Consider the following 16301-nt stretch of genomic DNA (forward strand, 5'->3'; position numbering starts at 1 on the left):
CTGCCGCTCTGGCCAGCGCCGCCGGAGCTATCCCCCGCCGAACCGCCAGCGCCACCTCGCCCGGCACCGCCAGAGGAATCCCCCACCGCGCCGCGCCCACCGCGCCCACCGCCACCAGAGTCATCCCCCACCGACCCGCCGCGACCACCCCGCGCCAAGCCACCACCGCCACCACCGCCCCGGCCACCGGCCTGCTCCAGCAGCCGCACCGCCCCCGCGAAATCCCCGCGCCGTGCAGCCTCCGCCGCCTCGGCAAGAGTCAGTTCACCGCCGAGAGTTTCCAGTGACCCGGTCATTTCCGCTCCTGCTGGATGCCGCTGTTCGGCGTTCCGCTGCCGTCGTCCGGCATCAGGGCGCGCAGGCGGCGGTTGAGGCTCGGCAGTGCGGGCCAGTTGCTCGTCGCGATGAGGCGTTCGCCTTCGCGGACCAGCTCGCGGGCCTGGGCCGGTGAGGACATTCGTTCCTGGGACGCGCGGAGGGCGTTGAAGATCTCGACGTCGAGCGAGCCGTCGCGGCGTAGCAGGCGGACCTGGAGGTCCAGTGCCTGCTCGGAAAGCTGCTCGGCGGCCGGCACGTCCGGGGTGTCCTGGAGCGCGGCGTAACCGCGTTCGATGTCCGCCAGTTCCGTGCGGTCCTCCTCGGCGCCGACGCGGTCGACCAAATCCCGGCAGTGCTCGATCTGGTCGCGCACCCGCTCCAGCACCTCCGGGACGCGCAGCTCCTCCTCGATGTCGTCCAGCTCGGCCTGGACGCCGCGGATCCGCGCCTCCGCGGAGACGGCCGCGCTCTCGTCGGTGGTCGCGGAGGCGACCTCCTCGCGGACGGACGGCACCACACCCTGGTCGTCGAGCCGCATCAGCAGGCCGCGGGCGCGGTCCGACCGCGTCACCTCGACCTGGGTGCGCAGCTGCTCGTGCCGCGCCTCCACCTCGTTCATCAGCCGGCGCAGCGTCGGCGGGTCCGGCACGGTCCGGGTGTTCAGGTCGACCACGGCGTCGAACTCCTCGGCCAGCAGCGGCACCTCGGCGACCACCGAGACCAGCCGGGACTCGTTCATCTCGAAGTACATCTGCACCTCGCTGCCCCGCGGCAGGTCCCGGCGCAGGTCCTCGGCCCTGATCTCGATCAGGCCGACGGCGAGGTTGCGCTCACCGCGCTTGCGCTCGCCCTCGACGATCGGGATCCGGATCGCCGCGCCCGTGTCGGTGCGCCGCAACGTGACCGTGGTGTGGAAGGCCTGCCGGGTCTTCGCGGGCAACGCCGTGTTCTTCAGCAGCATCGGGGTGAACGTGCCGTCGGCCTCGGTCAGGCCCACGGAGTTCACCACCGTCTGCCCGGTCATCTCGTTGACCCACTGGGTGATCGTGATCGAGTCCGGGCTGACCGGCACCCGCGCGCCCGACGCGTCCATCAGCTCCACGTCGAACCGGTTGCGCGCCAGGTCGGCCAGCAGCGCGTCGACGGTGAAGGTGCCGTCGGCGGCCAGCGAGACCTCCGCGGTCCGGTACGAGGGCCGCCGGGCCGGGTCGTTCAGCGCGATCCGGAACCGGCTCCAGTCGGCGCCGCCCGGCGTCGAGCACCGGCCGGAGACCGGCACGCAGGTCAGGCTCGTGGTCGGCGGGTACGACAGCTCGAGGGTGAACTGGCCGCGCTTCGGCGCGGCGGCGGTGCGTGGCAGCGCGACCGTGCCGGCGTAGACCGCGGCGCCGCGCGCGACCACCGTGCTCGGGTCCTGGCTGTGGTCCAGCTGGATGCCGAGCCCCTCGGCAGGATCCGCGAGCAGCTCACGCAGGCTCGGCGACAGCGTCGGGCCGCCGACCAGCAGCAGCCGGTCGATGTCCGACGGCCCCAGGTTCGCCTTCGCCAGCGCTTCCCGGCACAGCTCGATCGCCCGCCGGTAGAGCGGCCACGCGAGCCGGTCGACGTCCTCGCGCCGCAGCGTGTACTCGAACAGCTCCTGCTGCCCGTCACCACGCTGGAGGTCCAGCATGATCTGCGTCTGGCCGGACTGCGACAACGCGATCTTGCCCGCCTCCGCGCCGACGCGAAGGAACGCGAAGTTCCGCCGCCAGGCCGGGTTGTCCCGCCGGAAGTCCGCCAGCCCCAGCTCTTTCGCCGCGGCCGGGGCGAGCAGCCGGTCGACGATCGCGGCGTCGATGTTCTTGCCGCCGAGGCTCGTGTCGCCCGCGTGGTCCAGTACCTTCAGCTCGCCGTCGACCGTGCTGACCACGGCCGAGTCGAAGGTGCCGCCGCCGAGGTCGAACACCATCCAGTACGCGCTGCTGGTCACGTTCTGGAAGCCGTAGGCGAAGGCCGCCGCGGTCGGCTCCTGCACCAGCGGGCACGGCGCGGTGAAGCCGGCCAGCTTCGCGGCCTCGCTGGTCGCGTTGGTCTGGTTGAGCAGGAAGGCCGCGGGCACGGTGATCACCGCGGCGGCGGGCGCCTCGCCGAACCGGCGGGCGGCGTCACCGCGCAACGTCTTGAGCACCTCGGCCGAAAGCTCCACCGGGGTCATCGAAAGCCCGGAGCGGGCGAATTCGCGGCGGACGTCCGCGAAGCCCATGGCCTGTTTGAACTCGATCTGCACGTTTTCCGGGTCGCGCTCGAGCCGGTCGCGGGCGGCGGCGCCGACCTGGACCACCCCCGCCTTCGGGATCCAGACCGCCGACGGCGTGTAGTCGCTCTGTGCGTTGTTCTTGACCATCGCGACGCCGCCGTCGTCCAGCACCGCCATGGCGCTGTTCGTCGTGCCGAGGTCGATGCCGAAGTCAATGGTGTCGCGCATTCCTGTCCTCCGTGTTGCCGGGGGCGACCGGGCACCCCACGATGACCTGCCCCATCTGGATCCGGTGGTCGGCCAGGTACACCGACGGCCGCACCGTCTCCACCACCCGCTCGGCGGTGAAGCCGGGCTCGTCCTGGAACACCAGGACCTCAAGCGCGAGGCCGGAGTCGTAAAGCGTCCCGTCGTGGTCCTGGACCGCCACCCCGGCGGCTTCGAGCGCGTCCTGGCTCATCGCGAGCAGCCGGCCGGCCTGGCGCGCGGCCCGGTCGTCCGCGCCGTCGAGCCGCTTGCGCGCCCGCCACAGCGCCGTCGCGGCGGTCGCGAGGTCCGATTCGGACAGTCCGGAACCGTTGTCCTCCAACGCCTCCGCCGGTCGTTGTCCGGCCACCGCGAGCGCGGTCGAGACCTGGGTGACCAGCTCGCGCAGCCGCGTCCGCTCTTCCCCGCCCCACAACGGCTCTTCGATGCGGAATTCCCGGTGCTGCCGGCGTTGCCGGGCTTCGACGCGCCACCGCGCGTACCTCGCTCCGATGGTCACGGGTCAACCCCTCTCTCGTCCGGCCAGCGACACCGGCACCACCACCAACAGGACCACCGCGGTGCACACGGTCAGCCAGCCCGCGATCGCCACCCCGTTCGCGTGCAGCACCCAGAACAAACCGGCCACCACCGCTCCGGTGACCGCCAGCAACGGCATCGAGGCGCGGCCGACGTTCTCACTGCCCGCCGCGCCGAGGCAGCACAGCAGCCCCAGGCCGCCGATCACCAGGCACGGCACCAGCGGCGAGGTCAGCAGCGTCGCCAGGAACACCATTCCGAGCGCGACGTGCAGCAGGCCCAGCAGCACCCGCGACGTGGTGGACGGCGGGGACGGCCGCGCCACCGGCCCGCCCTCCTGCAACTGGCGCATCGTGGCGATCATGCCGCGGGCCTGCTGCTGGTCCCCCGGCCGCCGCGAATGGGCGAGGATCTGCTCCAGCGCCTGCTCGGCCTCGGCGTACCGCCGCTGCCGGATCAGCATGGTGACGCGATTCCACAGGTGGCCGACGTCGAGGGGCGGGACCGGCGCCATGGTCGCGGACTGCTCGTTGCGCCCGATGGTCACGAGCGTCTCGGAGTCGGTGCTCAGCCGGCGCGCGAGCGCGAACACGTCGCGCACCAGCTGGCGCGACGAGGCGGGCACCTCCGAGAGGGCGACGCCGACGTTGTTCACCGCGATCGCGGCGCCCTCGCGCAGCCGCCCGGCGCGCCGGTACTCCTGGTGCGGCATCACTTGTTCGAGCCGGTCCAGCATCGGGGCCAGCTCGTTGAGCGAGCGTTCCGCCGCCTCTCGCGCGCCACGGTTGTCGATGAGCTTTCGCAGCTCCTTCACCAGGTCTTCCACGCGGCTGAAGGTGTCGCCCGCGGCTTCGGTGCGCGCGGCGGACTCGGTGGCCTTGTCCACGCCCCACATCGAGAGGAAGCCGAGCAGCCGCTCGGGCTCCGGCGAGGTGATGGCCAGCGCGACGAGCGGGGCCACCAGCGCGCTCGGCAGCGCGGCCCGCAGACCATCCACTGTGGACTCGTCGAGCCGCCGGTCGCCGATCTTCCCGACGCGGTGGCGCAGGTGCTGCCAGAACGCCTCGCTGCGCTGGGTGAACGCCCAGTTGCGCGCGGCGTCGTTCCACAGCGGCATCGGGTGGTCTTCGGTCCGGTCGGCCTCGGCGTCGAGGGCCGCGGCGTGGGCCGTCACGGCGGCGTCGTGCTTGTCGTGCAGCTGGGGCGGGCAGTCGCAGTCCTCGGGCGCGCCCCAGGGCCCGAACAGCTCGTCGACGAGCCGGTGCTCGGTGTTGCCCAGCGCGTCGAACGCCGAGCGGACCTCGTCCGGCGTCACGTCCTCCGGGACACCCGGCGGACGGGCTCCGACCTCGAGCGCGCCCAGCACCCGCAGCCGCCGTTCGCGGACGGCCCGGCCGGTGGCCGTGGCCGGGAGGCCGGTGATCCGGAACGGGTTGCGGCGGTACAGCTCCGGAGTCGCGACGGCCTTCAGCCGTGTCGCGGCCGTCCGGCTCCGGCCCTCGTTCGCACCCATGCCGCAGAAGTTAAGGCGGGAGGTCCGGGACCGGTCCCACACCGGAGTGACCGGCGTCACTCCGGCCGGGTGGAACCGCGGGCGGCCGAGCGCGTATACCCGGCATGAACAGCAGAAAGCGCGGGATCCGCCGGCACTGGGGGTGGCCGCTGGTACTGGCCGTGGTCGTCGCGGGGGCGGCAGGGACCACGGCGTCGGCGGCGCCGGAGCCGACTCCCTTGGAGAAGTACCGCGACCTCTCGCAGCAGGCCGAGAAGCTCAGCCAGGACCTGCTCGGCGCGCAGGCCGACCTCGACGCGAAACAGGCCGACCTCGGACGCGCTGGGCAAGACCTGGCGGCGGCGAAGGACGCCGGGATTAAGGCCGCGGGTGACCAGCAGCGTTACCAGGTCGACGTGGACCGGTTCGCCGGCGCCGCCTTCACCGGCAATGCCAAGCTGAACCGGCTGTCCGCGCTGTTGAGCGGCGACTCCATCGCCGACTACCTGCGACGCTCGTCCGCGCTGGACCTGGTGGCCGCCGACCAGCAGACGGCGCTCGACACCCTGGCCGACGCCACCCACGCGGCGGACGACGCCACCGCGAAAGCCGCCGACGCCGAGCACCGCGCCCAGACCGCCCGCGACGCCGCGGCCAAGCTGAAGTCCGACATCCAGACCCGGCAGCAATCCCTCGACGACCAGATGCACCGGCTCGAAGCCGCGGCGGGCGACCTGACCTCCGTCGATCGCAAGGCGCAGCACGACAAGGGCGGCGACCCGCCGGCCGTCCACGCCACCGGGGAGGCCGCGCAGACCGCCGTCGACGCGGCGCTGAGCCGGCTGGGCAAGCCGTACGTGACGGCCGCGACCGGGCCGGACTCGTTCGACTGCTCCGGGCTGATGCTCTGGGCCTACGCCAAGGCGGGGGTGTCCCTGCCGCGCACCAGCCGGGCGCAGTCGACGTTCGGCACCGCGGTCCCGCGCGACCAGCTCCAGCCCGGTGACCTGGTGTTCTACTATTCGCCGGTCTCCCACGTCGGGATGTACCTCGGCGACGGCAAGATGGTCCACGCGCCGGACACCGGGGACGTCGTCAAGATCTCCCCGCTGCAGAGCCAGTACGCCGGAGCCCGCCGCCCGTAGCCGAGGAAGCCCCGATGCCCGTTCCCGCCGTCACGGCCGACGAGGTGCTGACGGTGCTGCACGCCCAGTGGACCCCGCTCGTCCGGCTGGCGACGCTGCTGGTCGACGATCAGGAAAGCGCGCGGGACGTCGTCCAGGACTGCTACGAGGCCGTGCTGCGCCTGCGCCCGGAGGTCGACGACGAGGCCCACCTCGTCGCCTACCTCCGGCGGGCGGTGGTCAACCGAGCGCGCTCGGCGCTGCGGCGCCGCGGCACGGTGCTGCGGTACCTGGCGAAGCTCCGCCCGCATTCCGCCCCGCCTGCCGACAGCGACCTGCTAACGGCCGAAGCCCACCGTGAGCTGCTCGGCGCGCTGGACCGTCTGCCACCGCGCCAACGGGAGGTGCTCGTGCTGCGTTACTACAGCGAGCTGGGAGAGGCCGAGATCGCCCGCACCCTCGGCATTCCGCCGGGCACCGTCAAGTCGACGGCTCACCGCGCGCTGGCCGCCCTCCGCCGCCGGATGAAGGACGGCACGCATGAACTCTGAGCACCCCGGCCTGGAAGACGACCTCGCCGACGCCCTGCGCGCACGGGCCGCATCGGTGCCCGACACCCCGTGGCAGCCGCGCGCGGCGCCGAAGCCGTCCTCGACCGGCGCAGCGTCCCCAATCCCTTGGCGGGCCAGGAAACCACGCCGTGCCGGGGCCTTGCTCGTGGCGGCGGCCGCGGCGGCGCTGGCGGTCGTGGTGGTCGTCGTCTCGCACGGGCCCGCCGCGGCGCCGCCCGCAGTGTCCATTTCGGACACTCCGGAACACCTTGCGCCGGGCCACTTCTACTACTCGCTGTCGGTCTCGGCCGACGATTCCGGGGAGCGGGTGCGGAGCGAGACCTGGCAGCCGCAGCCGTCGACGGGGGTGTGGCTGCGCCGCAGCCAGGTCGGGAACGGGGCGCCCGCGACGGCGAGCGGCCGCTGCCTGTCGTTCAACACCCTCTCGGCGGCCGAGGCCTGCACCCTCGCCCCGGGCTGGGCCAACCCGACGCCGGAGTTCCTCGCGCATGCCCCGCGCGACCCGGCCGTGATCGCGGCGCAGCTGGCGGCGGCCGTCCCCGGCGGCGACGGGTCGCACCCGAGCGCGTACGCCACGCTCACCGTCCTCCGCCTCGCCGCACGCGCGAACGGGCTGCCCGCCGACCTCTCGCGCGCACTGCAGCTCACGGCCGCCCGGCTGGTGCCCGCCTCCGCGGCCCGGAACCTCGACGGGGTCCCGGGCACCGCTTACACCGCCCCGGCCACGAACGGCGCCAGCGTGGTCGTGGTCTTCGACGCGGACGGCACGTACATCGGCAGCCCGGCCGAGTCCTTCACCCGCGGCGTCGCGGCCGAAGCCGGGGCCCCGCCCGTGAAACTGTTCCCCTGAGGGATTTACATACAAATATTATGTATATGAGCCGGAGCGTGGGGCAAGAATGCCGCAACCAGCCCACTTCCTCTGGTAAGTTACATAGGCACGTGATATAAATGGTGGATGGGCGAGGTGGAGCACGGCAAGGGGCAGGACGACGTCGCGGAGGCTGTCGACGAGGTCATGCGCCTGGTGATCCGGCACCTGACCGACCACGGGGGCCTGACGTTCGCCGCGATCATGTGCCTGGGCCGGCTCAACCGGGACGGCCCGGTCCGGCTGACGACGCTGGGCGCGGCGGAGGGGGTCAGCCAGCCCTCGATGAGTCAGCTGGTGCAGCGCCTGGAACGGCAGGGATTGGTGGTCCGGATCAAGGATCCCCAAGACGGGAGGGCGTCGCTGATCGCGATCAGCGACGCCGGCCGTGTGCTGGTGGCGGACCGTCTTCGTGATCGCCATGACCGCCTGGCCGAGCTGCTGGCAACGCTCTCACCCGAAGACGACGCGTCGCTGCGGCTGGCGATGCGTGTCGCCGGGCCGATCGTCCGGCGGCTGATCGAGAGCGCCCACCGGCCGGGCACTGATGCCACCGAGTCCTGACAGTTCCCTCACGCTTGCCGCCAGTGTCCAGAAAGGACGGAGCCACGATGACCACACCAGTCGAAACCGCCACCGCTGCGGCCTGCCCGCGACCCCGAGCAGCCGAACGCCCCCTCGATTACGACGTGGTGGTCGCCGGGGGCGGGCCCGCGGGGCTGATGCTGGCCGGTGAACTGCGGGCCGGCGGTGCCTCGGTGATCGTGCTGGAACGGCTGGCCGAGATCGCCCCGATCCTCAAGGCGGGGACCCTGAACCGGCCCAGTGTCGAGGCGCTCTACCGGCGCGGCCTGCTGCCCGCGCTGCGGCAGGCCCAGAACGAGGAGGAGTGGTCCGTCTCGTTCATGTCCGCCCGGCGTCCGGACGGCACCAGTGCGCGGCCCAGGTTCGCCGGCCATTTCGCGGCGATCATGCTCAGCGACGAGATGCTGGACGAGTCCGACCCCGGCCTCGCCGGGCTCCACCCCCCGGACCTGGTCGACCTGGTCCACCAGAGGCAGGTCGAGGCGCTCCTCGCCGAACACGTCGCCGACCTCGGCGTGGAAGTACGCCGCGGGGTGGAGGTGACCGGGTTCGAGGAGGACGCCGAGGGGGTGACGGTCGCGACCGGCCGGGAACCGATCCGGTGCCGGTGGCTCGTCGGCTGCGACGGCGGCCGGAGCACGGTCCGCAAACTCGCCGGGTTCGACTTCCCCGGCACCGACCCGGAAATCACCGCCTACCACGCCGTCGCCGACATAGCCGGCATGGAGGATCTGGACGTCGGCTGGCACGCGACCGCCACCGGTGTCTACGTCAACGACCCGCCGCGCAGGCGGATCACCACCATCGCGTTCGGCGGCGCACCGGGCGACCGCGACACCCCCGCGACCGCCGAGGAGCTACGGGCCTCGATCCGCCACGTGACCGGCACCGACGTCACGATCACCGGGATCACGAGCCTGACCCGGTTCACCGACAACGCCCGTCAGGCCACGACCTACCGGCGAGGCCGGGTGCTGCTGGCGGGCGACGCGGCCCACGTGCATTCGCCGTTCGGCGGACAGGGGCTCAACCTGAGCCTGGGCGACGCGATGAACCTCGGCTGGAAACTCGCCGCCACCGTACGCGGGACAGCACCGGACGGGCTGCTCGACACCTACACCGCCGAGCGGCATCCCCTCGGCGCCTGGGTGCTGGACTGGACGCGGGCCCAGATCGCGCTGATGCGCCCTGACCCCTACGCGCGGGCGCTGCGCGAGGTCGTCGGCGACCTGGCGCGGACCGTCGACGGTGCCACGTACTTCGCGAAGAAGATCTCCGGCCTCTGGCAGCGCTACGACCTCCCCGGCGACCACCGGCTGGTCGGCGCCAGCACCCCCGACTACGAGCTGGCCGACGGATCCCGGCTCGCCGATCACACGCACGACGGGCGGGCACTCCTGCTGGACCCGTCCGGCTCGCTGCGGGACCTCAGTGCCCGATATCGCGATCGCCTGCGCACGGTCACCACGGCCTCGCTCGACGACAACGCTCCAGCGGCCCTCTTCGTACGGCCCGACGGTTACGTCGCCTGGGCCGGCGAACCGGACCAGGACGCGCTGGACCAGGCACTGAGGACCTGGCTCGGCGCACCCCTGTCCCAGGAAGCGTGAGCCCGGATCTCGATGGTCCAGGTTCAGACCGCCGAACCGGAGTCAGCTCGACTCGCGCACCGTCAGTGACACCGGCAGAACCTGGTGGGCCGGCTTGGTTTCCTCGCCCTCCAGCAGCCGCATCAGGGTCACGACCATCGCGTGCACCTGCTCACGCGGGTCCTGGTGGACCGACGTCAGCGGCGGGGTCATGGCCGGCGCCAGGGTGGCGTTGTCGTCGAAGCTGACCACGGCCACGTCGTCCGGGATGCGGCGGCCCGCGGCGGACAGGGTGCGCAGCGCGCCGACCGCCATCATGTCGCTCGCCACGAACACCGAGTCCAGGTCCGGGGCCCGCTCCAGCAGCGCCGACATCGCCTGCGCGCCGCCGGCCAGCGTGAAGTCCGACTCCTCGGCCAGCCCGGCCGGGTCGAGGCCCGCGTCCACGAGGGTCTTGCGCCAGCCCGCGAGCCGGTCGATCGGGGCGCCCTGGTCCTGCGGCCCGGCGATCGTCGCGACGCGGCGGCGGCCCGACTCCACCAGGTGCGAGACGGCCAGGCGCGCGCCGTTCTCGTTGTCGAAGTCGACCACGTGCACCCCACGGCGGAGGTCGGCCGCCTGGCCGCCGAAGACCACCGGGATCCGCAGCAGCCGCAGCGCGCGCGGCAGCGGGTCGGCGCGGTGGGGCGCGAACACCAGCACACCGTCGACGTGCCCGCCCTCGAGGAACCGCACCGTGCGGGTCAGGTCCTCGCGGGTGTCGCTGAAGATCAGCACCATCTGGCAGCCGATGTCGGCCAGCTCGCGGTAGCCGGCGCGCATCACGGCGGTGCGGTACGGGTCGTCGAGCAGCCGCGCCTCTGGCTCGGACAGCACCACGGCGATCGCGCCCGTCCGCCGCGTGACCAGCGACCGCGCGGCCTGGTTCGGCGAGTAGCCCAGGTCCCGCGCGGCGGCCAGCACCTTCTCCCGCGAGCGCGCGCTGACGTACGTGTCGTCGTTCAACGCCCGCGACGCCGTCGACCGGGAAACCCCGGCGAACGCCGCCACGTCTTCCAGCGTCGGCCGCTCGTCTTCTGCTCGAGGCGCCACTGGTCACCACCCTGCCCTGTCGATGGCGCGGCCCTGTAGCTGGCGCTGCCCTGATGATCGCGCCAGCTTAGCGGGACCGTTCCGGGAGCGCTCCCGGACAACAACGCTCTGGTAACCGACCTTGACATGCCCAGTGGCCTGCCACAGACTCGGCTTCCATCTGGGAGCGCTCCCAGAATCCGACCTTCAAGGGGTTGACGACGGTGACAACGTTCCGGAAGGGCCTGGTCCTCGCACTGGGCATCACGATGACGGCGCTGACAGTGGCGGCCTGCGGCGGTGACAGCGGCGGCGACGGGGTCCCCGCGGCCGCCGGGCCGAACGAGCACGTGGACCTGACGCTGGCCACGTTCACGGAGTTCGGCTACGAGGCGCTCATCCCGGAGTACGAACGGCTGCACCCGAACATCACGATCACCCACCGCAAGACCGGCCAGGGCGGCCCGTACGCGCAGGACATGATGACCAAGCTCGCCGCCGGCTCCGGGCTGGCCGACGTGCAGGCCGTGGAAGAGGGCCACCTCTCCGACATCCTCGACAAGTCCTCGAAGTTCAACGACCTCACCAAGATCGGCCCGGCCGACGCGGGCGCGGACCGCTGGCTGCCGTGGAAGTACGACGCGGGCAAGGACAAGAACGGCAAGCTGATCGGCTACGGCACGGACATCGGGCCGGACGCGATGTGCTACCGCAAGGACCTGTTCGCCGCGGCCGGGCTGCCGACCGACCCGGACGCCGTGAAGTCGCTCTTCGCCGGCTGGGACAGCTATTTCGACGCGGGCGCCCAGTACGTCACGAAAACCGGCGGCAAGGCGTGGTTCGACTCCGCGGCGCAGAACTTCAACGCCATCGTCAACCAGCTGCCCGTCGGCTACCTCGACACCGGCGACAAGCTGACCGTCGAGACCAACCAGGGCATCAAGGACGCCTGGACGAAGGTGACCGGCGCCGTCGCGAAGGGCGAGTCGGCGAAGCTCACCGCGTTCAGCAACGAGTGGAACTCCGGGTTCAAGCAGAACGCCTTCGCCACCAAGGTCTGCCCCGCGTGGATGCTCGGCGTGATCAAGGAGCAGGCCGGCCCGGAGAACGCCGGCAAGTGGGCGGTCACCGCGGCGTTCCCCGGTGGCGGCGGCAACTGGGGCGGCTCGTACCTGACCGTGCCGACGCAGAGCAAGCACCCGCGTGAAGCCGCCGAGCTGGCCGCCTGGCTGACCGCGCCCGAGCAGCAGATCAAGGCGTTCGAGGCCAAGGGCAACTTCCCGAGCCAGGTCAAGGCGCTGCAGAGCCCCACGCTGCTGAACTCGACCGACGCCTACTTCGGCGGCGCGAAGGTCGGGGAGCTGTTCGCCGAGCAGGCCAAGAAGGTGACCAAGGCGCAGTACAAGGGCCCGAACGACGGCCAGATCCAGGAGAACGTCGCCGCGCCGGCGCTGCAGGCCGTCGAGCAGGGCACCTCCGCCGCGGACGGCTGGTCGCAGTTCGTGGCCGGCGCGAAGAAGCTCACCCGCTGACGATGACTGTCGCCGGCAAGATCGCTCCGGAACACCCGGCCGAGGTGCGGCGCCCCGCGCCCCGGCCGGGGTTTCGCGACCGCCTGGCCCGGTGGGACGTCAAGGTCTCGCCCTACCTGTACGTGGCGCCGTTCTTCATCGTCTTCGGCATCGTCGGGCTGTTCCCGCTGCTCTACACCGCGTACGTGTCGCTCTTCCACTGGAAGGCCGGGGACGACGACCCGGACTTCATCGGCCTCGACAACTTCAAGGAGCTCTTCGCCGACGCGCAGTTCTGGCACGCGCTGGAGAACACCGTCAGCATCTTCCTGCTCTCCAGCGTCCCGCAGCTGATCATCGCCGTCGGCCTCGCCGCACTGCTCACCACCGGGATCCGCGGCGCCACCGGCTGGCGCGTCGGGGTCCTGCTGCCCTACGCGGCGAGCCTGGTGGCGCTCGGGATCATCTTCGCGAACCTGTTCGGCCCGAAGTACGGCCTGGTCAACGGCCTGCTCCAGACCGTCGGACTGTCCCCTGTGGACTGGCAGGCGAACCGGCTGGCCAGCCACGTGGCCATCGCCATCATGGTGAACTGGCGCTGGACCGGCTACAACGCGTTGATCGTGCTCGCGGCCATGCAGGCGATCCCGAGGGAGCTGCACGAGGCGGCGCTGATCGACGGCGCGGGCCCGGCGCGGCGGTTCCGGCACATCACCCTGCCGCTGCTCAAGCCGACGCTGATCTTCGTCACTATCACCTCGACCATCGGCGGCCTGCAGATCTTCACCGAGCCCAAGCTGTTCGACGCCATGCCCGGCTCGAACAACGGCGGCTCCACCCACCAGTTCCAGACCGTGACGCTGTACCTGTACCAGACCGCGTTCGAGAACTTCGACCTCGGCTACGCGTCCGCGATCGCCTGGCTGCTGTTCCTGATCATCGTGCTGATCGCGCTGGTGAACTACCTGCTCACCGGCCGGCTCGCGCGCACGCCGGGGAGGAAGAAATGACCGCGCTCACCGGAAATCCGCGAGCCCTCGCCGGCCGGCTCGGCAAGCCGCGCAAGGCCACCTACTGGGTGCTGGCCGTGTTCGTGCTCGGCTCGCTGTTCCCGTTCTACTGGTCGTTCCTGGTGGCCAGCCGGGACAACGGGATGCTGACCGAGCGCGTGCCGCCGCTGCTGCCGGGTGGCAACTTCTTCGCCAACGCCGCGCGGGTGTTCGACACCGTGCCGTTCTGGAAGGCGCTGGCCAACAGCGTGATCGTGTCCGGCACGGTCACGCTGACCACGGTGCTGTTCTCGTCGCTGGCCGGGTTCGCCTTCGCCAAACTGCGTTTCCGCGGCCGCAACGGCCTGTTCGTGTTCATCGTGGTGACGCTCGCGGTGCCCACACAGCTGGGCATCATCCCGCTGTTCATCGCGATGTCGAAGCTCGGCTGGGCCGGCGGGCTGCAGGCGGTGATCGTGCCGAACCTGGTCACCGCGTTCGGCGTGTTCTGGATGCGGCAGTACACAGTGGACGCCGTCCCGCACGAGCTGATCGAGGCCGCGCGCGTGGACGGCTGCAGCATGATCCGGATCTTCTGGAACGTGTGCCTGCCCGCGGTCCGCCCGGCCGCGGCGATACTGGCGATGTTCACGTTCATGATGTCCTGGAACGACTTCCTCTGGCCGCTGGTGGTGCTGGACGTCGGGAACCCGACCGTCCAGGTGGCGCTGGAGAAGCTGCAGAGCGGGTACTACGTCGACTACTCGCTGGTGCTCGCGGGCACCACGCTCGCGGCCATCCCGATCCTCATCGTCTTCCTCCTGCTCGGCCGCCAGATCGTGGCCGGGATCATGCAAGGTGCCGTGAAAGGGTGACCATGTCCGCACAGCCGCTGCCGGTACCGGCCTTTCCCCCGGGGTTCGTCTGGGGCGCCGCCACCGCGGCGTTCCAGGTGGAGGGTTCGACCACCGCCGACGGCCGGGAGCCGTCGGTGTGGGACGCCTTCGCCGCGCGGCCCGGCGCGGTGGCCGGCGGCGACACGGGCGAGCCTGCCGCCGACCACTACCGGCGCTCGGGCGAGGACGTCGAGCTGATGCGCTCGCTCGGCCTCGGCGCGTACCGGTTCTCCTTGTCCTGGCCCCGGATCCGGCCCGGCGGGGTGGATAACGAGCGTGGGATCGGGTTCTACGACCGGCTCGTCGACCGGCTGCTGGCGGCCGGGATCCAGCCGTGGGCCACGCTGTACCACTGGGACCTGCCGCAGTCGCTGGAGGACGCCGGTGGCTGGACCTCGCGGGACACGGCGTTCCGTTTCGCGGAGTACGCCGAGACGATCGTGCGCCGGCTGGGTGACCGTGTAGCCGGCTGGGCGACGCTCAACGAGCCGTGGTGCGCCGCGATGCTGGGCTACGCCAAGGGTGTCCACGCGCCGGGCCGCACGTCTCCCGCGGCCGCCGTCGCCGCCACCCACCACCTGCTGCTCGGGCACGGGCTGGCGATGGACGTGCTGCGGCGGCACGCGCCGGGCGTGCCCTCCGGGGTGACGCTGAACCTGTATCCGGTCACGGCGTTTTCGGAGAACGACGCGGACGCCGAGGCCGCGCGGCGGGTGGACGGGCAGCAGAACCGGCTGTTCCTGGACCCGGTGCTGCGCGGGGGCTACCCGGACGATGTGGCGGCGGACCTCGCGCCGTTCGGCTTCGACGCCGTGGTGCGGGACGGCGACACCGCCGTGATCGCCGCGCCCGTCGACTGGCTCGGCGTGAACTACTACCGCGGCTACCGCGTGGCCGGGACGCCACAGCCGGGCAGCACCGCGGCCGGGGCAGAGTGGATCGGCGCGGACGACGTGTTCTTCCTGCCCGACCCGGCCGCCCCGCGGACCGACTCGGGCTGGGAGGTCCAGCCGGCCGGTCTGACCGAGTCGCTGCTGCAGGTCCACCGCGATTACCGCCCGATCCCGCTGTACATCACGGAGAACGGAGCGTCCTATCCGGACATCCTGCGAGACGGTGCGGTGGCGGACGCCGACCGCGTCACGTTCCTCGACGCGCACCTGCGCGCGGCGCACGCGGCGCTGGCCCACGGCGTGGATCTGCGCGGCTACTTCTACTGGTCGCTGCTCGACAACTTCGAGTGGGCCGAGGGCTACGCCAAGCGTTTCGGACTGGTCCACGTCGACTACGCGACCCAGCGCCGTACGCCGAAGCAGAGCGCCCACTGGTACTCCGGCGTGATCAGCCGCAATGCCCTGTCCTGAGCGGCTTCTGACCCCCGGCGGATGAGCCGGGGTCAGACCTCAGGCTGATCTTGCCTCCCCCTTCCGGCGAAAACCGCCGGTTCGGCTTGACCACGACGTAGCGTCAGGGTTTCCACTGGGTGAGCCGGCGCATCCGCGTCGTCGCGAAACCAGGGCAGGGGGACGGCGTGGGGTGGTGGAGCACCAATCAGCTCGCCGAGCTGGCCGGCACGACCGAGCGCGCGATCCGGCATTACCACCACGTGGGCCTGCTCGCCCAGCCCGAGCGCCGGGCCAACGGCTACAAGCGTTACGGCGTGGCCCACCTCGTCCGGGTGCTGCGGATCAAGCGCCTGACCGGGCTCGGGCTCTCGCTGGCGCAGATCGCCGAGCTGGGCGACGCCGACGAACACCCCGAGAAAGCGTTGCGCGCGCTGGACGCCGAGCTGGCCGAGGGCATCGAACGGATGCAACGGGCGCGCGCCGACCTCGCCGTGATCCTGGACCGGTCCGCGCCGACCGACCTCCCGCCCGAGCTAGGACGGGCGCTGGCCGACGCGGGCGCCTCGGCGACCGAGCGCTCGCTGAGCGCCGTGCTGAGCCAGGTGCTCGGCCCGGCGCCGCTCGGCGTCTACACGGAAACGCTGCGGACGTGCGATCCGGACCCGGCCCTCACCGAGTTCGACAATCTGCCCGCCGACGCCGACGAGCAGACCCGCAAGGACTTGGCCGAGCGGATGCTCGAAGCGCCCGCGATCCGGAAGATGCTCACCCGGTTCCCGAGCTTCCGGGAGACGAGCGCCGACTCGCCGCGCGGGGCAGAGTTCGCCATGAACGCGCTCGTCCTGGCCGTGGCCGAGCTGTACAACCCCGCCCAGATCGACGTGCTGGCGCGGATGAACTGCTAGCGGATTC

Annotated in this window: 14 protein-coding genes; 10 read left to right on the forward strand and 4 right to left on the reverse strand. The window is 71.8% G+C overall.

The window, feature by feature from the left end:
- Positions 1-292: 292 nt before the first annotated feature.
- From OG943_RS29840 to OG943_RS29850, 3 genes are read right to left on the reverse strand one after another with little or no spacing between them, the layout of a single operon-like run.
- Entirely contained in the window at positions 293-2785 is a 2493-nt protein-coding gene (locus OG943_RS29840; protein WP_328604247.1) for an Hsp70 family protein, read from the reverse strand.
- Entirely contained in the window at positions 2769-3323 is a 555-nt protein-coding gene (locus OG943_RS29845) for a hypothetical protein (RefSeq protein WP_328604248.1), read from the reverse strand. Before OG943_RS29845 ends, OG943_RS29840 begins: the two co-directional genes overlap by 17 nt.
- Positions 3324-3326: 3 nt before the next feature.
- A complete protein-coding gene (locus OG943_RS29850) occupies positions 3327-4856 on the reverse strand; it encodes a hypothetical protein (protein WP_328604249.1) in 1530 nt (509 codons plus the stop codon).
- Between the two features lie 104 nt (positions 4857-4960).
- Here OG943_RS29850 and OG943_RS29855 point away from each other — a divergent pair, with 104 nt between their 5' ends.
- The 5 genes from OG943_RS29855 to OG943_RS29875 all read left to right on the forward strand — a co-directional run bounded on the left by OG943_RS29855 (position 4961) and on the right by OG943_RS29875 (position 9597).
- Positions 4961-5980, forward strand: a complete 1020-nt coding sequence (locus OG943_RS29855; RefSeq protein WP_328604250.1) for a C40 family peptidase — start codon at positions 4961-4963, stop codon at positions 5978-5980.
- Between the two features lie 14 nt (positions 5981-5994).
- On the forward strand, positions 5995-6510 hold the full coding sequence (locus OG943_RS29860) for an RNA polymerase sigma factor (RefSeq protein ID WP_328604251.1): 516 nt from the start codon (positions 5995-5997) through the stop codon (positions 6508-6510).
- A complete protein-coding gene (locus OG943_RS29865; RefSeq protein ID WP_328604252.1) occupies positions 6500-7381 on the forward strand; it encodes a hypothetical protein in 882 nt (293 codons plus the stop codon). The genes OG943_RS29860 and OG943_RS29865 overlap by 11 nt, the downstream gene beginning before the upstream one ends.
- Before the next feature lie 108 nt (positions 7382-7489).
- Entirely contained in the window at positions 7490-7966 is a 477-nt protein-coding gene (locus OG943_RS29870; protein WP_328604253.1) for a MarR family winged helix-turn-helix transcriptional regulator, read from the forward strand.
- Between the two features lie 47 nt (positions 7967-8013).
- The gene (locus OG943_RS29875) at positions 8014-9597 is read left to right on the forward strand and encodes an FAD-dependent oxidoreductase (RefSeq protein ID WP_328604254.1); all 1584 of its coding nucleotides are present in this window, start codon (positions 8014-8016) and stop codon (positions 9595-9597) included.
- A gap of 42 nt (positions 9598-9639) precedes the next feature.
- Here OG943_RS29875 and OG943_RS29880 read toward each other — a convergent pair whose 3' ends face one another.
- A complete protein-coding gene (locus OG943_RS29880; protein WP_328604255.1) occupies positions 9640-10668 on the reverse strand; it encodes a LacI family DNA-binding transcriptional regulator in 1029 nt (342 codons plus the stop codon).
- Positions 10669-10916: 248 nt separating this feature from the next.
- On the opposite strand from OG943_RS29880, the gene OG943_RS29885 reads away from it, so the two are divergent.
- The 5 genes from OG943_RS29885 (at position 10917) to OG943_RS29905 (ending at position 16294) form a co-directional block, all read left to right on the forward strand.
- The gene (locus OG943_RS29885) at positions 10917-12179 is read left to right on the forward strand and encodes an ABC transporter substrate-binding protein (RefSeq protein WP_442874816.1); all 1263 of its coding nucleotides are present in this window, start codon (positions 10917-10919) and stop codon (positions 12177-12179) included.
- Between the two features lie 2 nt (positions 12180-12181).
- Positions 12182-13168 (forward strand): carbohydrate ABC transporter permease, encoded by a 987-nt coding sequence (locus tag OG943_RS29890; protein ID WP_328604257.1) that lies wholly within the window; start codon positions 12182-12184, stop codon positions 13166-13168.
- Complete coding sequence (locus OG943_RS29895; protein WP_328604258.1) at positions 13165-14022, forward strand: carbohydrate ABC transporter permease; 858 nt, start codon at positions 13165-13167, stop codon at positions 14020-14022. Before OG943_RS29890 ends, OG943_RS29895 begins: the two co-directional genes overlap by 4 nt.
- Before the next feature lie 2 nt (positions 14023-14024).
- Positions 14025-15407, forward strand: a complete 1383-nt coding sequence (locus tag OG943_RS29900) for a GH1 family beta-glucosidase (RefSeq protein WP_328612183.1) — start codon at positions 14025-14027, stop codon at positions 15405-15407.
- A gap of 119 nt (positions 15408-15526) precedes the next feature.
- On the forward strand, positions 15527-16294 hold the full coding sequence (locus tag OG943_RS29905) for a MerR family transcriptional regulator (protein WP_328604259.1): 768 nt from the start codon (positions 15527-15529) through the stop codon (positions 16292-16294).
- The last annotated feature ends 7 nt before the right edge of the window (positions 16295-16301 follow it).

The organism is Amycolatopsis sp. NBC_00345, from assembly GCF_036116635.1.
Classification (GTDB): Bacteria; Actinomycetota; Actinomycetes; order Mycobacteriales; family Pseudonocardiaceae; genus Amycolatopsis.